Source organism: Paenibacillus wuxiensis (assembly GCF_040195695.1).
GTDB lineage: Bacteria > Bacillota > Bacilli > Paenibacillales > Paenibacillaceae > Paenibacillus_B > Paenibacillus_B suaedae.
Window position 1 is genome coordinate 498812 of record NZ_JBEFZI010000002.1, and the last position, 22533, is coordinate 521344.

Sequence of the window (22533 nt, forward strand, 5' to 3'; positions counted from 1 at the left end):
AAAAAGGAGTTCTGATCGATTCAGAACTCCCCTACTTCCGTTCTATTAGGATTTGAGCTGCCACAGAGCTGGAACGTTAGACGGTTCCCAACCTAGCAATGAAGTATGAGCTTGCCGACATACATAAGTCTTTCCGCCATAAGTGACTTCGTCGTTTGCCTTATAGCTGACATTTGGAGCCCATGGCTGAGCTCCGCCTTGTAAATCTGTCGTTACTTGAACACTAGTTCCAGTGGAAACATTGCCGGCTGCATCCTTAGCAGTTACGGTAAATACGTAGTTTGTGTTTGGCGTTAATCCCGTAATGGATGCGGTCGTAGCCGTTACAATGACTGCATTCGTTCCAAAAGACACGGTATAGCCAGTTACGCCGACGTTATCCGTAGAAACCGACCAGCTGAGTGTCACTGAAGTTGCAGATTTTCCTGTTACCTGTAAATTACCTGGGGCGGTTGGGGGTGTTGTATCCCCTCCAGATCCTGCTGGATCTGTCTTCACCGTAAGCGGTGCGCTTGCTGGGGATAGATTCCCCTTCGCATCCTTCGCTGTAACGGTGAAGGTATAGGATGTATCTGGCGTCAATCCCGAGATGACAGCATTCGGATTTGAAACGCTCACAGATTGAGTCCCATAGGAGACGGTATATCCGGTAACCCCAACATTATCTGTGGAGGCCGTCCAGCTAAGGCTGACACTGGTGGATGTCTTAGCTGTAACGATTACGTTTGTTGGTACGGAAGGAGGTTCCGTATCGGGAATAGGCGGATTTAAAACATCCAGATAAGTACGATGACTGTTTGAGAATTCAAAGCTATTGAATTTATCCCAATTCACTGACCATGTCATCAACCCACGGAAGTTCGGATATCCAGTCGAACTGCCTCGTGTCTTGTAGCTGGACAACTGTACGCCTTTCATGAGCGCATCAAGTGCTTTTTGCACTTCTGCAACCGTAGTGAAGCCGCCCCCTGCATTCGCATTTGCAGGCAATCCGAGTACAACTTGATCCTGACGCAGTGCCGGGAAGAAGTTGTTTGGATTTTTGGCAACGGGGAATCCGGTCAACAGCATGTCAGCCATTGCCACATGGAAGTCAGCATTCCCCATCGTGTGATACTGATCATCCAGTCCTGTAATCGGGCCTGAGTTGTAATTCTGTACCTGAAGCCAGTCGAGAATATCGCGGGTTGCATGGATGACAGGCAAATATGCGCCTGCACGGTTGTCGCAGCTAATACAGCTGCCGCCATAGAAGGTATAGCCTAATTGAACGAAGAAGGTTTCAGGAGCCATTGTCAGGAAGAAGTTGTCGGTTCCAAAATGATTATTAATCGTACGGAGTGCTGCAATGAGGTTGAGGATAACTGGCGTGGTCGGATTTTTGACATCACTGTCGGCAGCGTTCAAATAGAGGGAGTGTCCTTCGAAGTCCACATCAAGTCCGTTGAAGCCATATTTCTCAATGATTGCAATGACTGAATTAACGAAATTATCACGGGCTCCGGCGTTCGGCAGTTGCACCTGCCCATTCTGGCCCCCGATGGAGATAATGACTTTCTTGCCTTGGCTCTGTAAGTAAGCGACATCCGCCTTGAAGTCGGCATCCGTATAATTGTAAGGCGTGAAGCCGATTGTACCATTTGTGACGCCAGAGGTTGGTTCTGCGAAGGAGACGTTAATGACATCGAACGTAGGAGATACGTCACGGAGCTTGATGAACCCGGAGCCATTATCGAAGTTGTGCCAGTACCCTACAATCGTCTTGCTGGATACGGCAGCTTGAGCTTGCGGCGCCCAGAGTACCAGGCCTTGCAGGAGCATCAATGCTAGAGCTGCATGTAAGACAATCATCCATTTGCTGCGGGATGGATTCCCTGTGCGAAACATACGTAATCATCCTCCTTTAATCCATAATGATAGCGCTTGCGAAATGTTGATAACAGAATTAATTGGTTATCCCTCCTACTTCATGACCAGACATATGAGACAACACCTGCATGAGCATCTGCACTGGCGTTCCGTGCAGCTCAGCCTTACACCATCATTATCAAGAAAAAAAGGACGGATCATAAGGGATAAATTGCAATAAAGTAGGGAGAAATACCTCTCTATATAAAAATGAGACAGGGCCAACTTCTTCCCCATGATTTCATGGTTCGCAGAGTCGGCCCTGACTATTTATTATTTGAATTGCGGAATTTCGATCGTCATCTCAAGGTTTTTCCAGTATGTTCGATCTCCAAAATCGTTCTTATTGGTTCGTTTCATTTCAAAGTTCTTGTTGCTAATTGTATAGTTGTAAGGCTTGATTGTGATGGATTTCGATTTCATCCCTACTGGCGCATACCAATCGTTGAGGTGATACTCGGTTGTTGGCAGAACAGGTGTATAGATAAGTTTGGATGGTCTTAGTACACGTCCCTGATCATCCACAATCTCATAGTACATTCTACTTGCATGATTATCCCCCGTCTGTTCTGCAGAGGCTGGAACTGGACCCTTGCTGTCCAGTACGATGCGAGTGGATACAAGTGAGATATCAAGCTGCTTAACGGTATACGAAAATTTGCCATCGGACTTGGTTGCATTCGGTTTTAAAATCGTAGCTCTGTTCTCCACCTTCACAGGAATTTTAAATTCGTACGTTTCCTTAACCTGTGTCACTTTTGTCCGCACAGTCAGTTCAAATTCATCCGGTAAGGTTGCGACATGTCTAAACTCCAGCATATACATCGGCTTATCATCCATCATATAGCTGCTGAGTTGGCCAGAGGATTTGATAGGCTCACCATTGATTAGAACTTCCGGGCTTCGAATGTACCCTCTGATCTTTTTCTCGTCAGGAGTGCCGACGGCTTGCGCCATGTTAGCATCTGTCTCGAAAAATTTATCATAGGGCGCAGGTTCTTCCGCATTCGAATAGCTTGCAATATATGGAGAAGTCAGATACTTTGGCATATTTGGGCCATCACGTTCGATGCGAAATGACAAGCGAGTACCGTCAAATAATACTTCAGTTACCTTTAACGTAATTCCATCATGCGTAACGCTAACGTTTGGCGTTGATATAATCCCGCGCTCAAGCGCATTTTGAACGGCATATTCACTCGTCTCTGAGAATAGCAGTCCGATTACCGGCACTTTCTTCAAGGCCTCGGCCATTGTTGGAGATATATATCCGACTCCAATGATTCCTGCGCCGATAATTGCAGCAGCAGAAGCAACAAATAGCGATCTCTTTGTCCAGTTGGGCTTGTTGTCCTTGAAATTTCGATTTATTGCGGATTCTCTTTGTTCAATTATATTCATAATTTCATCGCTTCGGCTGTTGGACAGCGACGAGTCTCTGATCATGTTTTCGATATCATCCATATCAGCGTATTTATTTTGATGGGACATAGGTTCCATGGGCACCATCTCCTTTTTGACAAGTACGTTCCATCAGTTTCGTTCGTAATCGCTCATATTTCTTGCGTATGGTAGCAGACTTGAGACCCATAATTTCACTGATTTCCTCAAAGGTATACTGCTCCACCGCCTTAAGTAGCAAAATATGCCGCTCTTCAGCCGTAAGATAAGTCAACAGCTCGCTGATTAGCGTTTCATGTTGGGAGATTTGCTGCTCTGATTCCAATTTTTTACACTCTTCAATCATGCGGAACCAGCGGCTCTTTTTCTTCTTTACATTAACTAAATGGTGATAAGCTACCTTATAAAGCCAAGCGGAGAAGGATGCTTGCCTCTTATATTGATGTAGATTGTCAAAGGCACGGATAAAAATCTCTTGTACGGCATCTTCCGTCTCAGCATGATTTTTTAAAATATAATAGCAATATGTATACATCGGTCGTTCATATTGGTCAAGTATCTTTCTATACGCCTGTTTATCTCCTGCTTGGACTTGTATGATAACTGCTTCTATATCTATAGAATTCGCTTCTATTCCCTCGGCAGTAATGGACTGCAAGAGATCAGCTCCTTTTTAAATTTCATTTTTTTATTTGAACAAGCCATTCCATGCATGAATTTTGAGGTATATGAATAGGGAAGAGCAGAGTAAACACATAGAGAGGGTCGTCCCTTCACCATGAATTCATGGAATCGGGAAACTCCCCTCTACATAAAAAGAAGTTAATCCTGAATTGGAATAGTGAGTTCAAGATCTTTCAAGTATGTTCGATCCCCTTGACTAGTTTTGCTAAGCCCCTTCACTATGAATCCCTTATTGTATACCGTAAGCGTGTACGGTTTAATCGTGATAGACTTCGGTATGCCGTCGACAGGCAGGTACAGCTGATCAACATGATATTCAGTTTTTGGCTTTGCATGAACATAACCGAAGATTCGCGGCTCTATGACGCGTCCCTGGTCATCTAATACCTCATAATAGACTTTGCTGGCATGATATTTGCCGGTTTGCTCCGGCGTTGCCGGTACAGGGCCTTTACTATCCAGCACAAGCCTAGTAGACACAGGTGTAAAGTTGAGCTGCTTCACCGTGTAAGAGAATTTGCCATCGGATTTCGTCATGTTTGGCTTGAATACGACGGATTTATTATCAACCTTCACCGGAACCTTGAATGCGAACGATTCCTTCACTCCTGTGACATTCAGTTGCATACTCAGCTCAAACTCGTCGGGTAAATTCAGACCCTCCGTATATTCTATACGATAAGCAACATCCTCTAAAGGATAATCTCCAAAACTGGCAGATCCGTATTGAAAAGGATGTCCATTCACAAGAATATTCTGAAGCGTAATATACCCTTTTTCTATTTCTTCCTCAGGCGTCTTTTTCCCTTTTAAACGCCGCGTACTATCATTCATAACATCGGGACTGACAGTGCTTGCGGGTAGATTATCTCCCTTGCGCTCGATAAGAATGGACAAACGAGTGCCATCGTACAGAACCTCGGCCAATTTCAAGGTAATCCCATCGTGTGTCACGCTCAGATTTGGCTGTGTTACAATACCGCGGTCAAACGCCTGTTGTGCAGATTCTTCACTTATTTCTGAAAATAATTGACCGATCATTGGTACTTTTCTCAAAGCCTCCGCCATTGCCGGTGATACGTACCCCATAGCAATGATTCCCGCTCCCAATACTAACGTGATAGAAGCAACAAGCACCGTTCTTTTCCACACATTCGGATTACACGAAAGTTTTTTTGTTCTTGACCATCCTGCTTGTTCAATGTGGTTCATAATTTCATCGCTTCGGCTATAAGGCAGTGACGAATTACGAATCATTTGCTCGATTCCATCCATTTCAGCGTAATCCGTGCGCTGCATATGCTCCATGAACCTTCTCTCCTTTATTACAAATACGATCCATTAATTTTGCGCGTAACCGCTCATACTTTTTGCGTACAGTAGCAGACTTTAGGCCCATGATTTCGCTAATTTCCTCAAACGTATACTGTTCTACTGCCTTTAAAAGCAAAATATGCCTCTCTTCAGCAGTAAGATAGGTCAACAGCTGACTGACTATCGATTCATGCTGGGAAAAGGCAATCTCAGAATGCTCAGTCTGCTTCTCAACCTGCTTAATCAGATTAAGCCATCGGAGCTTCTTTTTCTTCAGATTGATCAAATGGTGATAGGCGACTTTATATAGCCAGGCGGAGAAAGAAACCCGCTTATTATATTGATGTAAATTTACGTATGCACGGATAAAGATTTCCTGGACAGCATCTTCCGTTTCCGCATGATTTTTTAAAATATAATAGCAGTATGTATACATTTGGCGTTCATAATGCTGCAGAATTGCTCTGTACGCCTGCTTGTCACCGGATTGTACCTGCGCGACAACCTTTTCAATATTCATAGGTTTCACTACTCGTTCCCCAGAGATGGCGGAATGCAAGAGCTTAACTCCTTTCATGTTGACTTATTATATATAACAATCGGAACAGGCGGTTTTGTGACAGGCATTCAAAAAAATTTAAATCTAGGCAATGTAAAAAGACATTTTCCGCAATCATCATCGGATGATCTATCAGGAAATGCATTAGGAATGACTTTTTGCCATCCTATTTTATCAGGGCAGATGGGTTTTCAAGTCACCACATGAAAAAGGGCAGTTCCAGCCATGCTAACATGGTTCTGGAGCAACCCCCTTGTGTTTATCTATTATCGATTGATCGGTATCGTAACTTGCAAATCCTTCAGATAGGTTCTCTTTCCTTCACTGCCCTTTTTCGCTCCGAGGATGCTCCAATCCTTGCTGTTTACCGTGTATGTATACGGCTTGATCGTGATAGATGTCGTCTTGTCGTCAATCGGATAGTAGAATTGATCAACATGATATTTGGTTTCCGGTTTTTTATTAAAGAATCCGATCGTTTCTTGATTTATTTCCTTCCCTTTGTTATCCATAAGCTCATAGTAGACCTTGCTTGCATGGTATTTCCCAGATTGCTCGACAGAAGCAGGTACTGGACCTTGACTGTCTAGAATGAGTCGGGTCGAGAATGGCGTCAGTTCGAGTTGCTTGACGGTATAGCTGAATTTCCCAGACGTTTTGGATGCTTCTGCCTTGATAACGAGCGGTTTGCTTTTCAACTCGATCGGTACCTTGAGCTCAAATGGTTCACTAACTTTTGTAACTTCAGCCCTAATGGTAAGCTCGAATTTCTCGGGCGCTTTGACTCCTTTTGCGACATAATAAAAATTATTTTGAGGACCAGAGAAACTGGCACTGTTCAATTTTATCGGCTCTCCATCAACTAATACCTTCGGGCTTAGCTTAATGTAACCCTTTAGCTGATCCTGCTCAGGGACGGCATTTTTTTTGATAAATTCATTGTTCGGATTTTCTTTTAGATCCTCCATGCTGAAATATGGGGATACCGTACCGTCCAGATTTGCTCCTTCTCGCTTGACTAAGATAGATAATGTAGAACCGTCGTACTTCACTTCTTCCAGCTTCAAGGTAATCCCGTCATGCTTCACACTCAAATTAGGCTTGTATAGGTAACCCTGCTCGATAGCCGTCTTTTCATTGATGCTGTCTAGTTTCGGCGCTGCTGCTGCGGGCAAATTCGAACCGAGTGCCCCCGTTCCAAGCAGTGCTGCCACAGATATTGCGATTGCCGTTTTTTTGATTGACTTCATTTGTAACTATCATCCCTTCTACATTTGGAAATCATTTTTGTGTTATCGTTTGATTGGAATCGTGAGCTCCAAGCCTTTCAAATACGTTTTCTTATGAGTCATTTTCCCGTTGCTCCCCTTCTCCTCGAGGATAGCCCAGTTTTTGCTATTAATGGTATACGTATATGGCTTAATCGTGATGGATGTCGCCTTGTTATCTGTTGGATAGTAGAATTTATCAACATGGTACTTGGGTTCCGGCATTTTATGGAAGAATCCAATCATTTCAGGCCCTATCTCGTTGCCGTTGTTGTCGAATAACTCATAATAAACTGGACTTGCATGGTACTTCCCGGATTGCTCAGCTGAAGCAGGGGGCAAACCTTCGCTGTCCAGGATAAGCCGTGTAGAGAACGGCGACAGAACAATCTGCTTAACGGTATAGCTGAATTTTCCGGAAGTTTTGGATGCGCGATCTGGCTTCACAACGAGCGGTTTGCTTTTCAACTTCACCGGCACTTTGAAATCATAAGTTTCCTTCACATGCGTCACTCCGGCCTTAATCGAGAGCTCGAATTCGTCAGGGAGCTTCACCCCTTTTGCATAGTATTGATAGCTCTTATTTTCTCCAAAGGTCTCAGAGCTGCTTATGGTGATGGGTTTGCCATCGGCAAGCACCTCACACTCTGACTTGATGTAACCTTTGAGTTTCTCTTTCTCCGGGTTGATGGTAAAGGGGAAATCAAGATTCGCTCCTTCCGGACGCAATGCGAAGGATAATATCGTTCCATCGTAGCGAACATCGGTCAAAGTTAGGGTAATTCCATCATGCTTGACACTCAAATTAGGCTTGTATAGGTACCCCTGCTTGATAGCCGTCTTTTCATTAAAGCCATCTATCCTCAGTGCTGCTGTAGCTGGCATGCTGGAACTGAATGCTCCAATGCCAAGCAGTACTGCAGTGGAAGTGACAATGATGGTTTTTTTGATCAAGCTGAACTTGTTTTTCGAATTAGGATTGCTCTCTACATGATTCATACGAATTCACCATTCCAATCTCTCTTGTTCTACTCTATATAACAATTTCAGTCGGCTCTTTTGTGACAGAAGGCATGATTATTTATAAGAACTGTGAAATCTGGCAACAAAAAAACGAGCCAATTAGCTCGTTCTTTGTCTATATTCATCTCCTAACATGCCATAGAATGCCAGATCGTAATGCTGGCCGAATCGATACACATGTTGTTTCAGTGTTCCCTCATAAGCGAGACCGATCTTCTCCATGATTCTCCACGATCCAGGATTAGAGGTGTATGCTTCAGCGAATATTTTATGAAGCCCTAGTTCTTCGAACCCATAAGATAGAATCGCTTGAGCTGCTTCGGTGCCATACCCTTTGCCCCAATAAGGCTTCCCAATCCAGTATGCTAATTCTCCTCGGTTATGCATTACTGAGATGCTGATATTCATAATGCCGATTAAGTCTTCAGATGATTTCTCGCAGATTGCGAAAATGACTACTCTACCCTTCGCCTCAGCTTCCAGCATGCTGTTGATAAATGACTCGGCCGCTCCGCTCGGATATGGATACGGAATATTTAATGTTGTCTTGGCGACGTCATAATCTCCAGCTAATTGTTCAATTCTCGCAGCATCGCTCAAATTCAGAGGTCTTAATAACAATCTATTCGTTTCAAGTTGTGGCATACTGATGTCCCCCAGTTGTCCTTTATGGTTATGTAACAAGAAATTGTTCGAATTCTACCATATTGAATCGGAAAATACTAGTCTCTACAAAAAAACCATGGGGATATGAGTATCCTCATGGCAAATTGCATGGTCTGTGCTGCAAATAAACAGCGTTAGACAGCTCTACTAATTTCATTCCAATTAGACATGCTGAACAGCAAGTTTCTCTGCTTGTATGAAAATAAGGATGTCGTCTCCCGGATCGCACATAGCTAAGGAGGTGGAAGTTGATTCGCTAAAGCGGGCACTCTCGCCCGCTTCCGTCATTACTTATGATAATGTGGTTCATTTGACAGCAATTGAAGGGAATAACGTTGTCCCAATTCTTGCCGCACCTCGATAGTCGAATCGAAAAATTCGCTCAGATGAGCCGAGGTCAGCTGATCGGCTGTATTGCCTGATGAAAATACAGATCCCTGTTTAATTAGCAGCGTTTTGTTGAAGCAGGGCATGATCTCTTCAACATGATGCGTAACATAGATGAGTGTTGGCGCTTCAGGCTCGCGTGCAATTGCTTGAATCATGTGGAGCAGTTGATCACGCGCGAAGATATCAAGTCCCGTGCACGGTTCATCGAGGATTAGAAGCTTCGGGGAAGCCATTAACGCACGCCCGATGAGCACACGCTGCCGCTCGCCCTGTGATAATGTATCATAAGTGCGGCCTAGCAGTCGCTCGCAGCCGAGCAGCTTAATTAAGGTTAATGCCTTGTCCTCATCAGACTCTTCGATGTTATCGTATAGTCCGATTGAAGCGAACTTTCCGCTAAGAACGATCTTCTGAACTGTTTCGTGTCCATGGAGTCTCTGCTGCAGCGAGGTGCTTACCCAACCGATCTGCTTCCGCAATTCGCGAAGATCGAATGTGCCGAATTTCTTTCCGAGGACGGATACGCTGCCTGAGGTCGGCCAGATATAGCCGTTAATCATATTCAGCAAGGTTGTCTTCCCCGAGCCATTAAGCCCGAGCAAGCACCAATGCTCTCCCTGCTTCACCTCCCAAGAGACCTGTTCCAGAATCATCTTGTTATCCCTATTCCAAGTTACATCGCGAACATCAATAACCATAACATCTCTCCTCTCCCTTGTGTGTTCGGCAGTTATTTGCTGTTTCTACGGCCGCCTTGCGGCTCCAGATTGGCAAGCGACAAGCGAACGGCGGTACCGGCGTCTCTATTCGCAATCGCCTGCAGCAGTTGATCATGCAGCTCCGACCGGTCTTCATAATGCTGCGTGTCGACGATGAGGTGGCTTAGTTCACCGCGAAGCGCGCTGCAGAAGGCACGGTACAGATCAATCAGCACAGGATTGTGGCTCGCCTCTGCAATCGAACAGTGGAATTCCACATCATAATCTACATAGGCAGCGTAATTGCCAACCTCCAGTGCCTTTTTTCGTTCTTCAAGAAGCTGCTTCATTCGCTCAAGATCCGTATCCGTGCGGCGCTCTGATGCCAAGCGTGCTGCCTGAGCATCCATCATGCTTCTCACTTCGGTAATGTGCACGGTCTCCGCTCTAAGCAGCCGCTGTTCCAACGAGTCTGAATCAGAGGGGCGTGAACGAACATACGTCCCATCCCCCTGTCGCACTTCCAGCACTCCAGCATGCACCAGAATCTTGACGGCTTCACGAATCGTTGAACGTCCTACGCCTAACATCTCCATCAGCTCCGGCTCAGTCGGCATGCGATCGCCAGGACGATAGTGGTGGTCAAGCGCATCGTGCAGCTGTTCAAGCACTTGATCCACCAGCTTGCGGCGAGGGACGGCAGAGAACTTGGGTGTATTCAAATTCATTAGATCATCTCCTGTTATAGAGGAGTATATTCCTTTTTTTACAAATGTCAATCCAATAGTTAGGCGTAACTCGAATCCTGTGTATGAAAAGCAAAAAACCGTGCATCGCACGGTTTTAAAAAGTAAATTCGAATTTATGCATTCGTATCCCGCATCGCAGGAATATTGATTTCTTTGACACAGGCTGCTTTGGATAGTCCAATTACGCATGTGACGAGTGATAAGATATCTTGCACTGGGATGCGGGTACTGTCATAGGCTGAGAGCGCCTTTTCTGCGCCCGCTTCATAAGGAATTTCAGCGGCGAGCTCGCCTGGATTAATGCAGGTAACGGCAATCTGATCTTGTCGTACATGCTCGCGCAGCGCATTCGTTATTCCTCGCAGCCCGAACTTAGATGCAACGAACGACACCTGTGAATTGTTCGTATGATCTAGCCCAGCCGTCGAACCAATGAAGATGATCTTGCCTGCTTTTGACTTGCGAATATTCGGAAGCAGCGACTGGATACACGTTATTGTTGATGTAATGTTGACCTGAATGATTCTAGCAATTTCCGCAGGATCATCATTGTCGAAATTGTAATCGTCTTCAAAACCGTCCTGTTCCCAAATGCCCACGTTGTATATGATTACATCAATCACATCCTCTGCAACTGCATCCGCTATACGAGAGGAAGCCTCATGCTGCGACAGATCCGCCTGAATCCAGATTCGCTTGACCCCATCTTCCAGATCTATGCTGGTTGGACGATTACGGGAGACAATCCACACTTGATCTCCTTGCTTGGGCAGACCTTTTACGAACGCATCACCTAGTCCCTTACTTGCACCGAAAATAATGTATTTTTTCATTATTCTATTCCCCTTTCAGGATTCGGATTATTTCGGATTAACCATCGGTTGTGAATCGGTTATTGCTACTCGCTGGGCGATTTGCGCTAACTGCTGAATTCCCTCTCGTATTTGGATCTCGTTCATAAGTGAGTAGCTTAGACGAATCCATGATTGCATGTCGTTCAGCGGATCACATATATGACCGGGGACAAAGGAAATGGATTGCTGGAAGCAGTTGTGTAATAGTGCGCCACAGGAAATGTCGCTTGGCAGACGAAGCCATATGTTCAATCCGCCTTGCGGCGTTGTCCATTTCCAATCAATGGGGGCTGCCGATAGTTCCTCTTCCATTACGTCCCGCCTAATTTGCAGCGCGATCCGCAACTTCTCTAGGTGCTGCTGCATCCGTTCAGATTGATAATAATGAAGAAATATTTTTTGCGTGACGAGTGGTGTTCCGTTATCTGCAAGCGATTTGGCTGTAATCAGCGGATCGATCATCGATTTGCGAGCGAACACCGCGCAAATGCGCAAACCAGGAGCGACATATTTGCTAAAACTTCGGAGATAGACAACCCATCCATAGGTATCGTACATGAATAAAGGCTGCGGCGGCCCCTCATCGAAATAAATATCATGAAATGCATCATCTTCCACAAGCATACAACGATAACGCTCAGCCAATTCTACAAGCTGCTTGCGCTGGGACGGAGGAAGCGTATAACCCGTCGGATTATGGAAGGTTGGGTTCATATAGAACATTCGTGGACGATGCTGCTTCATCAGCTTCTCTATCGCTTCCAAATCGTACCCCTCCGGCGTGAACTCCACCGGTATCAATCGGGCGCCATGCCCTCGAAAGATGTCAATCGCAGCGCTGTATGTTGGCCGCTCTACGAGAATGGCATCGAGCGGTCTAATTAGAATTCTGGCGAGGAGATCAATTGCCTGCTGTGCACCTGTTGTGATCAGAATTTCGTCAATAGTCAGATCGACTCGATATTGCCGCATGAAATATTGACACAGCACATCACGCAGTTCCTCATCCCCTTGCGGTGTGGAATAGCTTCCCATGAGCTTGGGGTACTTATCGAATACTTTCTTTACGTATTCGGACAGGAACAGATTAGGCAGTAAATTCGGATCGATTATAGCTTGAGAAAATTGATAGTTAGCCGCCACTCGGTGAATATCGGACAGATTGCTTGTTAACTGTATGGCTGTTGAGCTGTACTTACTATTGAAATAATCCAGTTCAACTGCTGACTTCGATGGGCTTACGTAGTAGCCGGATTTCTCCTTGACATAGGCCACACCGTGCTGCTTCAACAATTTGTAGACTTTGAACACGGTCAATCGATTCACGCCGAGTTCAGCGGCAAGGGATCGTACCGAAGGGAGCTTATCATGAGCCCCCCACTCTCCTCGTTCAATATTCGTCAATATGTAATCGTATATTTGCTTGGATCGCATCGGCACGCCTCCTCTCCCATCTGAACTTATATTGTACTACACCCATCTTCAATCTGTTCTATTTGGAGCAATCTGTTCTAGTTAAGCACATGTACGACCATACCATTGGGAGTTACACCAATCGTGATCCAGCCAGTAATGAACCAAGCATCTCAGACATGAATCCTAAAAACTTTCAATAATTACCTGAGCCCTATCCCTAGCGCATTCTACTCAAATCTGGTGCAGCTCATGCTGTGAAGTTGATGCGGTCAATCGGCCGCATTCACTTGGGTTGTAGCCATAGGTTTTCCGGAAGAGAGAAGCAAAATGGCTGACATTATGATACCCAACCATCATTGCCGTCTGGCTTACATTGGCTTCCCCTCGTTCCAGCACTCGTCTTGCTTCATTCATGCGCAGTTCCCGTACGTAACCAAATACGGTAGTCCCGAATAATGTCTTGAAACCTAGCTTCAACTTATAATCATTAAGTCCTGTTAAGCGCGCAAGCCCAAGCAGGCTGGGCGGCTGCTTCCACGTTCTTGTCAAGATATCCTTCGCTTCATACAGACATTGAATGTCTTCGGCAGTCAGCTTGGAAGTGGTCTGTTGCGCTGGCTCCTCTTCTTCCAAGGCAGCTAAATGAAGCGCCAGCAGCTCAAGCGCTTTTCCTTCCAAATATAGCTTTTGGAGCGCGCCTTGGTAAGGGCACTGCTTCATCTGTTCTACAAGCAATGAGATCTGGGCTGAGCCAGCCGTTTGCTTACAGAAGACGGAGCTGCGAGTCAATCGTTCAAGCTCAGGAAGATCGTTGTCGAAATACCTGAGATCAATCCGGAGCTCCATATGCTGCATCCGTTCATTAGGGTGCAGCTGCGCAATCATGTTGGCCTCTTTGACATAGATGAGCGAGGACATCCCCGGGATCATTGCATATTCTTGCGATGACGCTGACCAACTGCCGCTGCCTGAAGTCGTATATGAAATTTCAAGATGAGGATAATGGATATCGACGTCCATCGTTACCGGACGATGAAATTCTGCGTTGAAGAAGTTGATTTCTAGCCCTTTTCTTAAGAGAAACCGCTGTAGTTGCCCTGTTCCGCTAGGTGTCGGAATGGAATAGATGCGCTTCTCGTCATTTGGCCGAAGTGAAGGAGTGATATCTATGAAATCTCCGAATGTATCACTTAAGTCGCGGGAATCGATGTGCAGTTTCAAGACCTTCTCCTCCACTCCATGTCTATATAAGTTTCTGTATGGTACATGAACAAAGCAATCCTGTGTCGGTATATTCCCATGAAACCTAGCAGGCTTAGTTGTGACGATCCTGTTGTGCCGTCCCCCAATGTTAGTCCAAATCAAGCAAATCCATGTATATATCTCCATATTAAAGCAAATGATTATCATTATCAATCAGTGAAAATATAAAATCGCTTTTCATTATTTCACTTGTCTTCTTGCCGTTCTTGTTATTTTTAGCTGCTGATTACTCTACGGTTTGAGTCTTATTTTATTTCTCGATAGCTGAATTGCTAATGGTCGGCTTATTCAGTACAGCAACCATTGTAATGCTCAATATAAGAACGAGTACACCCATGATTGCAAATGGAACATGCTTATCCAGCCGATACAGCATCGTGCTTAGAATAGGTGAAATTACTGCAGAAATTCCCTGAACGGCCGCAATAAGTCCTGCAACCCCTCCCTGTTGTTCACTGGATACCGCAAGCGATGCGCCTGTCATGAAGCCGGGCATCAACAATCCAGCCCCTACTCCGAACAGGGAGAATGCGATATAGTAGCTGAGCAAGCTATTTATAAACAGGAACAGTGCGATACTGAATAGAAGGAGCAGCGATCCGACGAGCAGCAGCTGCTCGGGATGCAGCTTCGATGATTTCATTTGAATGCCCTGCGTCAAAATCATTGCGAATCCTGTCAACATTAATCCCATGGATACCATGCGGGCAGTCTCTTGTGTAGATAGCGCTAGCTGGTCTTGGAAATAGAAACCGCCGACTACCTGAAGCGTAATGATACTGAGCATGGTAATCATCCCGGCCAGTAAGTTAAGAGGTATCCCTTTCTGGAACGGACTCACTTTGGGCGGCTTGGTGTGATTCAACTGCTTATGAGTAGGAACTAACATGAGCACGACAAAGAATGCGATAATCGGTAGTAATGCCCCAATATACAGAGGCCATATCAGCCCAATAAATGCGAATACAGCGGCAATTGCAGGACCGAGCACAAGACCAAGCCCGTTTGCTGCCCCTATAAGGGCCATGCCTGAAGAACGCCCCTTCTCATCGGTTACGTCAGCCATATACGCCTGTGCAGATGAAGGTACAGCTGGAATGAACATGCCAACCATGGCTCGTGCAGCGATTAGAAGTCCAAGGAGCAGCCCCCCTTCTATTGCTCCATGTAATCCGGCATACATCGTTGCAGTGAAAATGACATAACTGACAAACATTCCGATGAAGCCCAATAAGATAACCGGCTTTCTCCCTTTGAGATCACTGAGTCGTCCCCATACAGGAGCCATAACAGCCATGGCGACAGAACCTAATGAAATGATGATGCCTGAATGCACCTCACTTAATCCCAATTCACGAATGAGCGGCGGCATGACCGGCGCAATGATCATTAACGCAACCATCGAGACAAATACACTGAAAAATACGCTAAATCGAATTCTAGCCATCTTAAATGGCCCTCCTCTCCTATACCCCTTCTTCGGATGATTCCCTATAGATGGTATAAGAAAAAGGATTGATCCTGCTACCGCAAAACGGATTGATTATGCCGGTAAACGGATTATTTATAATCCTGGGAGAGAAATAGTTGCAGTTGAGGAAGCCAACAATATTTTAATTTTTGCTCTTGTTCAATATGTAGGTTCAGAACAAACAAATTAGCACAATTTGATATTAAATTGCTGATAGATTCTTACGGGAACTAAACTTTGAAGATCTGGCAGATGACCTTTAAAAGAATAAAGCGAATGAAACGTGAATCGTTGATCGAACTGGAAATGGATTAACATGAACAAAGCAAAGAAGCGGCAGTTCCCACACCGTTGACTAAAAGTGTATCACTGCCGCTCCAATGCATGATGTTTATTGTTTCATCTTCGTGATTACGTAATTGCTACACCAGCACTTGCATATCCTGCAACCGTAGTACCCAGTGTCAAACCTGTTGTTGTAACCGAGAAGACCATTAACAAGCGAGTCTCTGTTGTTACAGGTATAGCTAGTCCAGTCGTTACTCCATGGGAGATTGCACCAATTGCTAGTATTCCAGTAAGAGCTGGTGCTAATGTAACGATAGCTCCTGGAATTGGAGTGAATGTGTTGTTCGGCGTAGTCGATTGCCACAATTGGGCCTGTATCGTTGCAGTTGCTCCAATTAGGCTAAGGGCTATTGTCGTACTAAAGTAAGCAGAAATAGACGTAATTATGCCATTACGTGGCATCGAGAATGCCATGTTCAGAAGCAAACCTGCCGCTCCTGTCAGATCGATCGTTGCACCTAATGCACTTACGGTCGGCGCAGAGTTACCAAATCCAATTAGTCCGCCTGTTCCTACCAATCCGCCTGCGAGCGTGGTCAATAGTACAGGTACACCGGAAGCAAATGGGATAATGGCTCCTGTACCAGGAGCTCCAGTTACGCCTGTTACGCCAGTAGCACCTGTAGCTCCAGTAGCGCCGATAGCACCTGTTGCACCTGTAACACCAGCAGCTCCAGTAGCGCCTGTTGCACCAGCGGCTCCAGTAGCGCCTGTTGCACCTGTAACACCAGCGGCTCCAGTAGCGCCTGTTGCACCTGTAGTACCAGTAACCCCAGTACTAGGGCCGGTAGGGCCTGTCGGCCCTGTTGGACCTACAGATATCGGTGTAGACAAGATGCTATCTAGTTTATTCTGCAGAAGAAATTCTTTTTTGGTTAAGTCTTGAATTGTATTTCTTACACTTTGGTTTACAAGCAAAATGTCACTAATTGTAGCAGGTGGAGAAGTAACACCTGGTAAAGTACCTAAAGCAAACTGAATTTTTTCACCTTCAGCATTAATAATGTGACTTAATCCGAGCTCTTCCAAAGCAATAGAAGATAACAATAAATTGATTGCATCGTCTCTAGTTACAGAAATAATAGGAGTAATGTTGGGGATATTAGATTGTGACAAATGAAATCCCTCCCGCAAGTTGTATTTTCAATTACCCTATAATTATATGAACATATGAAAGAAATGATTGGGTAAAAATCGCAAGGTAAAGACATAAAGTATGTTCCGTTTCTACGCGTCATTACAGACGTGTACTCCTTCAATTATGATGGAAACCAACATCGTGTTTGCATCCAATGAAACGATGGGAAGCTGGAGACTGATCGTTATTACACTTGCTCTCCTCGTATGGACATGCATACATCTTATCTTCCTTCCATTGATTAACGTATCGGAGTAATCTGTTCTATTTGCAGTAATCTGTCATATCCCATAGCGTGTATGATCAATCCAAAAGGAGGAGGAACCATGGTTATTTTCAATTATGTGCTCGTTTGTCTCATCTTCAGCACAACCTTCCTGGCGGTGAAAATTGGTGTGGACGCCTCTGCCCCGCCTTTCCTGTCAGGGGGGCTTCGATTTTTCATTGCTGGACTCCTATTGTTCAGTTGGATGCTATGGAGGAAGAAAGCAAGCCTGTCCTTGTTATTGCACAAAGATTCGCTCCTTACAGGGATAGGTCTTACGTTCGGAACTTTTGCTGCTCTATATTGGGGAGAACAATTTGTTGCTTCGGGGATCGCAGCGATTCTGTCAGCTACAGCGCCTATTCTAGTACTTGTGCTGCAGATGATCTTCATGCGCCACAAACCCACCATTCACGCTTTACTAGGTTGTGTCATAGGATTCCTAGGAGTTGTTCTTATGCTAGTACCTGGGATCTCAGTATCGGCAAGCGTATGGGTTATTGTCGGCAGCATCGTTATTATCTTAGGTCAATTGTTCTATGCAGGGGGTGCAATTTACTCCAAACGGGTTGCGAAGCGCTTTGCAACTACGTCACCATTTGCACTTAATGCGGTTCAGATGATATATGGAGGAGCTCTACTGCTTACTCTATCCGCCTTTACGGAGGATTGGAACTTTGGGAGTATACTAACTGAACGCGCACTTGGCTCATTGCTTTATTTAATTGTGATTGGTTCGATGATTGGGCATAGTCTGTTCTATTGGCTTGTCGCCAAGACGACGCCAATATTTGCTTCTACTTGGCTGTACGTATCTCCGATGCTCGCGCTTGTAGTTGGCGTACTGTTCTATGGGGAGAGGATCACATGGGTATCGGCTGTTGGCGCAGTAATCATTATTGTCGGCACAGCCTTTATCAATTACGACAGCTTGAAGCAATTGTTCCAGCGGCCAAAGAAAAGCCATACAGATCTCCAAGGAGTACAGTCTGGGTGAATCACAGCAATAAAATAAGCTCTCCCGAATGTGTTGCATCGAGAGAGCTCTTTCTCCATTTTCGTTCATATTCTCCAAAGAAAATGATACATTTTCGCAGAAAAGCAAAGATCTATCGTGTTATTTCGCCGAAACTTCCACACCAAACGTTTTCACAGCAATGAAATAACAAGCAGATTATACAGCACGAGTGGCATCCAAATGATTCGCTCCATACAGAGCTTATTTCTTGACCCAGGAATCCTTCAACGGTACGATCCGATGAAATTCGAGATGTGTGCCCTCCCTACCTTGCTCCCTGGCAAAATAACCATGTCTGATAAACTGGAATCGCTGTTCGGTTAGAGCTTGTGCTGCCCAAGGCTCCAACATAACGTTAGAGATACAAGTATGTGAGTCTCGGCAGATTCGGTCAGTCCAGATGATGTCGTTATCCTTCGGTACAGACTCTTCTAGCAAGAGGTTCTCGTACAAATGTACGACGGCCTCCACCGCATGACCTGCTGACACCCAGTGAATGGTTCCCTTCACTTTCCTTCCAGTAAAGCCTGTGCCGCTCTTCGTGACCGGATCATATGTGCATCGAAGTTCTGTAATTTCGTCGGTTGCTGGATCTTTGATAACTTCATCACACCGGATAAAATAAGCACCTTTCAATCGAACCTCGCCATTGGGACGTAGTCGGTGGAACTGGCTTGGTGGCTGCTCCAGAAAATCATCTCGCTCGATATAAATGGTTCTCGAAAAGGGAACATCCCGTTGGCCCAGCTGCTCATTATGAGGATTGTTCTCCAATTGCAGCCATTCTACCTTATCCTCTGGATAGTTTGTTATGACAACCTTTAACGGGTGCAGTACTGCCATGATGCCGCTTGTTCGGTCTTGAAGATCCTGTCTTGCGCAATGATCCAGCAGCGAGATATTCGCGGTGCTCTCGCTCCGAATGCTGCCGATCTCTTCGATGAATGCGCGTATACTCTCTGACGTGTACCCTCTTCTACGAAGGCCCCGAATCGTTGGCAATCTTGGATCGTCCCAGCCCTCAACGAGTCTCTCCTCGACTAACTGACGCAAGTAACGCTTGCTTGTTACGACACCCGTAAGATTCAATCGTCCGAATTCGCGCTGCCTTGGAGGCTCTGGAACTTCGAGTTCGCGGAGAACCCACTCGTACAATGGACGATGGTCTTTGAATTCAATCGAGCATAACGAGTACGTGATGCCTTCGATGGCGTCTTGAATCGGATGTGCAAAATCATACATCGGGTATATACACCAGTTATCCTTTGTTCGATAGTGCGCAGCATGAATAATTCGATATAAAATCGGATCCCGCAGATTCATGTTCGGCGAGCTCATATCGATCTTGGCGCGAAGCACTTTAGATGCGGTAGGAAAGACTCCTTGTCTCATGTTAGTAAATAGCTCCAAGTTCTCTTGTATCGTGCGGCTGCGATAAGGGCTGTTTCGGCCAGGCTCTGTCAACGTCCCCCGATAATTCGCTACTTCGTCTGGCGCAAGATCACAGACATAGGCCTTCCCTTTTCTAATTAAGGTCACTGCTGCTTGGTAAATCTGCTCCGAATAGTCCGATCCATAATAAATATAATCGGGGTCATATCCAAGCCATTTCATATCCTCAATGATGGAGTGAACATAATGGATGTCCTCCTTCAGAGGATTCGTGTCGTCGAATCGCAGATGAAATGAGCCTCCATACTGCTTCGCAAGCATATAGCTTGTGTGAATGGCATAGGCGCTCCCAATGTGGAGATAGCCATTCGGCTCTGGGGGGAACCGCGTGCACATGCTTCGACTGAACGGCGAAGCTTCTTGTTCCTCATGTATGAGTCTGTATAAATAATGGTCAGTTGAATAGGCAGTATCTTGATTCATGGTGACGCCTCCTCATGAACTTGTGGGGTGAATCGAGTGTTGACACATATCTAAAAAACGCAATAAAAAAACCTCACCTCCAAGACGTAAAATCTTGGGGACGAAGTTATCGTGGTACCACCCCGGGTTCATCAATATGTCGCCATATTAATCTCATCAAGTACGGCATAAGAAGCATGCTTATACTCTAGCTCTGTAACGGGAGCTCCCGTCATGCCATCCCACGGGTGAATGGATCCGGCATGCTGCTCAGAGGCTTGGTTCGGGAAATGACTCATTGCTCCTTCTCAGCTGCAGGAGCTCTCTGTATATGGGCATATTTCCTTACTCTTCTCATCATCGCGTTTCTATTATTGGGATAGATAATAACAAATCATTCCACCAATGTAAAGTCGGATGTTAGACAGCCTTCTTCTCCTTCACCGATGGATTGTACAATTCGTAGTTTCATATCAGAAAATGGGTGTGAGAACATGGTGGCAATGGCGCATCACAGATCTTGACCGTATCCGTATTGCCTACTCCTTTCTCCCCTCTTGTTGACATGATTCCTGTCTCGATTGTGCCCGCTTGTGTCGAATAGAAACAGCGAGCAGCAGAAGCGGGACTAAGATTCCGAAGGTAGCAACGAACGGAATCCAGGTTGTCTTGTTATAATCGCTATAGTGCACCGAGCTCGGATGAACAATTATGGAGAAAGCAACTAATAGAAGACCTAACGGATACACAAGGATGCGGTAATCGTGCAGTCGCAATGTCTGTGAAAGACCTACACATGAGACGTAAAAATACATCGACATTTTGAAGTAAATAGTAATGAACCACATGACAGCTACAACTACTTCGACATGCTGAAAAAAAGTTCCCACCATAATTCTTTTAGCCAGCGCATAGCTCGGATATAATTGCCGTGAAGTTGTCTCTGCTCCGAGAACTAGGATCGTACAGGCGATAATGATTGTCAACACAATACCGGCCAGAAGCACTCCGATATAGAACGCTTTTGTTGCTTTGCTCACTTCTGGAGTGGATGACGGATAGATCATTAAGAAGACGACAGCTGGAAACGAGTATATACTGCTGAACAACAATGTCGCTCGGATCATCGGTTTCATACTCGACTCGAAGATAGGCTGAATCTTATGTATATCGATCTGTGGCGCAATACATAACAAAAGAATGAGGAGCAAGAGTATGAAATATGGAAATAGAATCTCTGCAGATCTTGCAAGCACCTCTAAGCCTAAGCGTACGCCCATAACAACGATGAATGCGAATATGACGTTCGTAGCGATCATAGGAGTATTGGGCAATATCTGAGTTGTCATGAAAAAGCCCATATAGTTTAGCAGCTCCGATGAAGTGATTAATGCAAAGAAAACGAAGAACCACGAAATGACTGTCCCAATCCATTTTCCTAAGCGCTTCTCAATCATTTCAACGAGTGTCATTCTCGGATGATGCTGTGCGACAATGCTGTACAGCTTCACAAGTAGCATGCTTAGCCCAATGCTAATAATCGAAGCAATCCATGCATCCTGCTTCACTTCTTCAGCCAAGCTTGAAGGGATAACTAAGATCGCAGTTCCAACGGAATATAAGAAGACGAGAATTGTAAACTGACGAACGCTGATATTAATCTGTTCCCCACTTCCCATTCTGATTGCTCCTCTCGTTCATCCCTTCAAGAATGTTGAAATCAGGCTTGTAATTGGTTTATAGATGGCTGCAACCATGTCAAGCGGACTTGGTACCTTAACATGAAATGCCAGAGCGATGCCAAGTACTGTGCCGAGTGTAAGCAGTGTACCGAATGCGATAGCTTCTTGTTTACTTCCGCTCTTCGACAATGCTGGGTATTCCATGATAATAATGGTGACTGCAATAATGAGGATCCCTAAACTAGCTAAAATATGTCGTAATCCTCCATTTCCTATATTGTGGATATTTGTGATCAATATATTTCAATTATCGTCGTTGAGCATTTTTTTAAACGAATTGGGAAAAATTTTTCACTGCAAGGAGCTCATCATCATTGTAAGGAGCTCTTGTGCAATGTACGAAGCTGATCGCTCCTTAATATGTCCTTCACAGGCGGAACGGGCGGTGCAATGCCGAATGAGACTGCATCCGAATTTACGATGTATCCCGGCAACCGCTTGTTCATTATGATTTCGACAGGCTTACCGCAATTGCTGTACGGAGAATTAGGTTTTAAGTGCGTC

The 22533-nt window shown here is 45.2% G+C and carries 20 protein-coding genes, 1 pseudogene and 1 other annotated feature; of the genes and pseudogenes, 3 read left to right on the forward strand and 18 right to left on the reverse strand.

The features are described from left to right. Window positions 1-45 precede the first annotated feature (45 nt). From ABN764_RS05515 to ABN764_RS05535, 5 genes are all read right to left on the reverse strand, one after another. A complete protein-coding gene (locus ABN764_RS05515) occupies window positions 46-1887 on the reverse strand; it encodes a fibronectin type III domain-containing protein (RefSeq protein WP_446671206.1) in 1842 nt (613 codons plus the stop codon). 294 nt (window positions 1888-2181) lie between these two features. Beyond that, the gene (locus ABN764_RS05520) at window positions 2182-3408 is read right to left on the reverse strand and encodes a DUF4179 domain-containing protein (protein ID WP_446671207.1); all 1227 of its coding nucleotides are present in this window, start codon (window positions 3406-3408) and stop codon (window positions 2182-2184) included. After that, window positions 3383-3967 carry an RNA polymerase sigma factor gene (locus tag ABN764_RS05525; protein WP_174811014.1) on the reverse strand — a complete coding sequence of 195 codons (585 nt, stop codon included), beginning with the start codon at window positions 3965-3967 and terminating at the stop codon, window positions 3383-3385. The genes ABN764_RS05520 and ABN764_RS05525 overlap by 26 nt, the downstream gene beginning before the upstream one ends. A gap of 164 nt (window positions 3968-4131) precedes the next feature. Next, a complete protein-coding gene (locus ABN764_RS05530; RefSeq protein ID WP_446671208.1) occupies window positions 4132-5301 on the reverse strand; it encodes a DUF4179 domain-containing protein in 1170 nt (389 codons plus the stop codon). After that, window positions 5270-5866, reverse strand: coding sequence for an RNA polymerase sigma factor (locus tag ABN764_RS05535; protein WP_419149784.1), 597 nt, complete (start codon window positions 5864-5866; stop codon window positions 5270-5272). Before ABN764_RS05535 ends, ABN764_RS05530 begins: the two co-directional genes overlap by 32 nt. On the opposite strand from ABN764_RS05535, the gene ABN764_RS05540 reads away from it, so the two are divergent. Further along, window positions 5861-6073, forward strand: coding sequence for a hypothetical protein (locus ABN764_RS05540; protein ID WP_446671209.1), 213 nt, complete (start codon window positions 5861-5863; stop codon window positions 6071-6073). The genes ABN764_RS05535 and ABN764_RS05540 overlap by 6 nt on opposite strands. A 59-nt stretch (window positions 6074-6132) precedes the next feature. Here ABN764_RS05540 and ABN764_RS05545 read toward each other — a convergent pair whose 3' ends face one another. The 10 genes from ABN764_RS05545 to ABN764_RS05590 all read right to left on the reverse strand — a co-directional run bounded on the left by ABN764_RS05545 (window position 6133) and on the right by ABN764_RS05590 (window position 17128). Beyond that, complete coding sequence (locus ABN764_RS05545; RefSeq protein WP_174809973.1) at window positions 6133-7116, reverse strand: DUF4179 domain-containing protein; 984 nt, start codon at window positions 7114-7116, stop codon at window positions 6133-6135. Window positions 7117-7158: 42 nt separating this feature from the next. Beyond that, entirely contained in the window at window positions 7159-8133 is a 975-nt protein-coding gene (locus ABN764_RS05550; RefSeq protein WP_446671210.1) for a DUF4179 domain-containing protein, read from the reverse strand. 123 nt (window positions 8134-8256) lie between these two features. Next, on the reverse strand, window positions 8257-8802 hold the full coding sequence (locus ABN764_RS05555) for a GNAT family N-acetyltransferase (RefSeq protein WP_446671211.1): 546 nt from the start codon (window positions 8800-8802) through the stop codon (window positions 8257-8259). Between the two features lie 308 nt (window positions 8803-9110). After that, window positions 9111-9911 carry an ABC transporter ATP-binding protein gene (locus tag ABN764_RS05560; RefSeq protein WP_315745933.1) on the reverse strand — a complete coding sequence of 267 codons (801 nt, stop codon included), beginning with the start codon at window positions 9909-9911 and terminating at the stop codon, window positions 9111-9113. A 32-nt stretch (window positions 9912-9943) separates the two neighbouring features. Continuing rightward, a complete protein-coding gene (locus ABN764_RS05565) occupies window positions 9944-10639 on the reverse strand; it encodes a FadR/GntR family transcriptional regulator (RefSeq protein WP_446671212.1) in 696 nt (231 codons plus the stop codon). A gap of 134 nt (window positions 10640-10773) precedes the next feature. After that, on the reverse strand, window positions 10774-11493 hold the full coding sequence (locus ABN764_RS05570) for an SDR family NAD(P)-dependent oxidoreductase (protein ID WP_446671213.1): 720 nt from the start codon (window positions 11491-11493) through the stop codon (window positions 10774-10776). A 27-nt stretch (window positions 11494-11520) separates the two neighbouring features. Then, a complete protein-coding gene (locus ABN764_RS05575; protein WP_446671214.1) occupies window positions 11521-12948 on the reverse strand; it encodes an aminotransferase-like domain-containing protein in 1428 nt (475 codons plus the stop codon). 213 nt (window positions 12949-13161) lie between these two features. Continuing rightward, the gene (locus tag ABN764_RS05580; protein WP_446671215.1) at window positions 13162-14151 is read right to left on the reverse strand and encodes a helix-turn-helix transcriptional regulator; all 990 of its coding nucleotides are present in this window, start codon (window positions 14149-14151) and stop codon (window positions 13162-13164) included. A 292-nt stretch (window positions 14152-14443) separates the two neighbouring features. Continuing rightward, entirely contained in the window at window positions 14444-15640 is a 1197-nt protein-coding gene (locus ABN764_RS05585; protein WP_446671216.1) for an MFS transporter, read from the reverse strand. 435 nt (window positions 15641-16075) lie between these two features. After that, complete coding sequence (locus tag ABN764_RS05590) at window positions 16076-17128, reverse strand: exosporium glycoprotein BclB-related protein (protein WP_446671217.1); 1053 nt, start codon at window positions 17126-17128, stop codon at window positions 16076-16078. Window positions 17129-17476: 348 nt separating this feature from the next. Here ABN764_RS05590 and ABN764_RS05595 point away from each other — a divergent pair, with 348 nt between their 5' ends. Then, the gene (locus ABN764_RS05595; RefSeq protein WP_446671218.1) at window positions 17477-18412 is read left to right on the forward strand and encodes a DMT family transporter; all 936 of its coding nucleotides are present in this window, start codon (window positions 17477-17479) and stop codon (window positions 18410-18412) included. A 222-nt stretch (window positions 18413-18634) separates the two neighbouring features. On the opposite strand, the gene ABN764_RS05600 is transcribed toward ABN764_RS05595, so the two are convergent. The 3 genes from ABN764_RS05600 to ABN764_RS05610 form a co-directional block, all read right to left on the reverse strand. Continuing rightward, window positions 18635-20308: a glutamine--tRNA ligase/YqeY domain fusion protein gene (locus ABN764_RS05600; protein ID WP_446671219.1), complete on the reverse strand. Its 1674-nt coding sequence runs from the start codon at window positions 20306-20308 to the stop codon at window positions 18635-18637. Window positions 20309-20401: 93 nt separating this feature from the next. Continuing rightward, window positions 20402-20657, reverse strand: a binding site (T-box leader). A gap of 169 nt (window positions 20658-20826) precedes the next feature. Further along, window positions 20827-21966, reverse strand: a complete 1140-nt coding sequence (locus tag ABN764_RS05605) for a GerAB/ArcD/ProY family transporter (protein ID WP_446671220.1) — start codon at window positions 21964-21966, stop codon at window positions 20827-20829. Window positions 21967-21984: 18 nt separating this feature from the next. Next, window positions 21985-22173, reverse strand: coding sequence for a hypothetical protein (locus ABN764_RS05610; RefSeq protein WP_446671221.1), 189 nt, complete (start codon window positions 22171-22173; stop codon window positions 21985-21987). Window positions 22174-22413: 240 nt separating this feature from the next. Here ABN764_RS05610 and ABN764_RS05615 point away from each other — a divergent pair. Beyond that, window positions 22414-22527 (forward strand): annotated as a pseudogene (locus ABN764_RS05615) (ABC transporter substrate-binding protein); the annotation flags it as partial. Between the last annotated feature and the right edge of the window lie 6 nt (window positions 22528-22533).

What these genes read in the sequence shown, in the direction of transcription:
- ABN764_RS05515 (WP_446671206.1), bottom strand. Translation starts at nt 1,887, where the DNA reads ATGTTTCGCACAGGGAATCCATCCCGCAGCAAATGGATGATTGTCTTA.
- ABN764_RS05520 (WP_446671207.1), bottom strand. Translation starts at nt 3,408, where the DNA reads ATGGAACCTATGTCCCATCAAAATAAATACGCTGATATGGATGATATC.
- ABN764_RS05530 (WP_446671208.1), bottom strand. Translation starts at nt 5,301, where the DNA reads ATGGAGCATATGCAGCGCACGGATTACGCTGAAATGGATGGAATCGAG.
- ABN764_RS05540 (WP_446671209.1), top strand. Translation starts at nt 5,861, where the DNA reads ATGCAAGAGCTTAACTCCTTTCATGTTGACTTATTATATATAACAATC.
- ABN764_RS05545 (WP_174809973.1), bottom strand. Translation starts at nt 7,116, where the DNA reads ATGAAGTCAATCAAAAAAACGGCAATCGCAATATCTGTGGCAGCACTG.
- ABN764_RS05550 (WP_446671210.1), bottom strand. Translation starts at nt 8,133, where the DNA reads ATGAATCATGTAGAGAGCAATCCTAATTCGAAAAACAAGTTCAGCTTG.
- ABN764_RS05555 (WP_446671211.1), bottom strand. Translation starts at nt 8,802, where the DNA reads ATGCCACAACTTGAAACGAATAGATTGTTATTAAGACCTCTGAATTTG.
- ABN764_RS05560 (WP_315745933.1), bottom strand. Translation starts at nt 9,911, where the DNA reads ATGGTTATTGATGTTCGCGATGTAACTTGGAATAGGGATAACAAGATG.
- ABN764_RS05565 (WP_446671212.1), bottom strand. Translation starts at nt 10,639, where the DNA reads ATGAATTTGAATACACCCAAGTTCTCTGCCGTCCCTCGCCGCAAGCTG.
- ABN764_RS05570 (WP_446671213.1), bottom strand. Translation starts at nt 11,493, where the DNA reads ATGAAAAAATACATTATTTTCGGTGCAAGTAAGGGACTAGGTGATGCG.
- ABN764_RS05575 (WP_446671214.1), bottom strand. Translation starts at nt 12,948, where the DNA reads ATGCGATCCAAGCAAATATACGATTACATATTGACGAATATTGAACGA.
- ABN764_RS05585 (WP_446671216.1), bottom strand. Translation starts at nt 15,640, where the DNA reads ATGGCTAGAATTCGATTTAGCGTATTTTTCAGTGTATTTGTCTCGATG.
- ABN764_RS05595 (WP_446671218.1), top strand. Translation starts at nt 17,477, where the DNA reads ATGGTTATTTTCAATTATGTGCTCGTTTGTCTCATCTTCAGCACAACC.
- ABN764_RS05600 (WP_446671219.1), bottom strand. Translation starts at nt 20,308, where the DNA reads ATGAATCAAGATACTGCCTATTCAACTGACCATTATTTATACAGACTC.
- ABN764_RS05605 (WP_446671220.1), bottom strand. Translation starts at nt 21,966, where the DNA reads ATGGGAAGTGGGGAACAGATTAATATCAGCGTTCGTCAGTTTACAATT.
- ABN764_RS05610 (WP_446671221.1), bottom strand. Translation starts at nt 22,173, where the DNA reads ATGGAATACCCAGCATTGTCGAAGAGCGGAAGTAAACAAGAAGCTATC.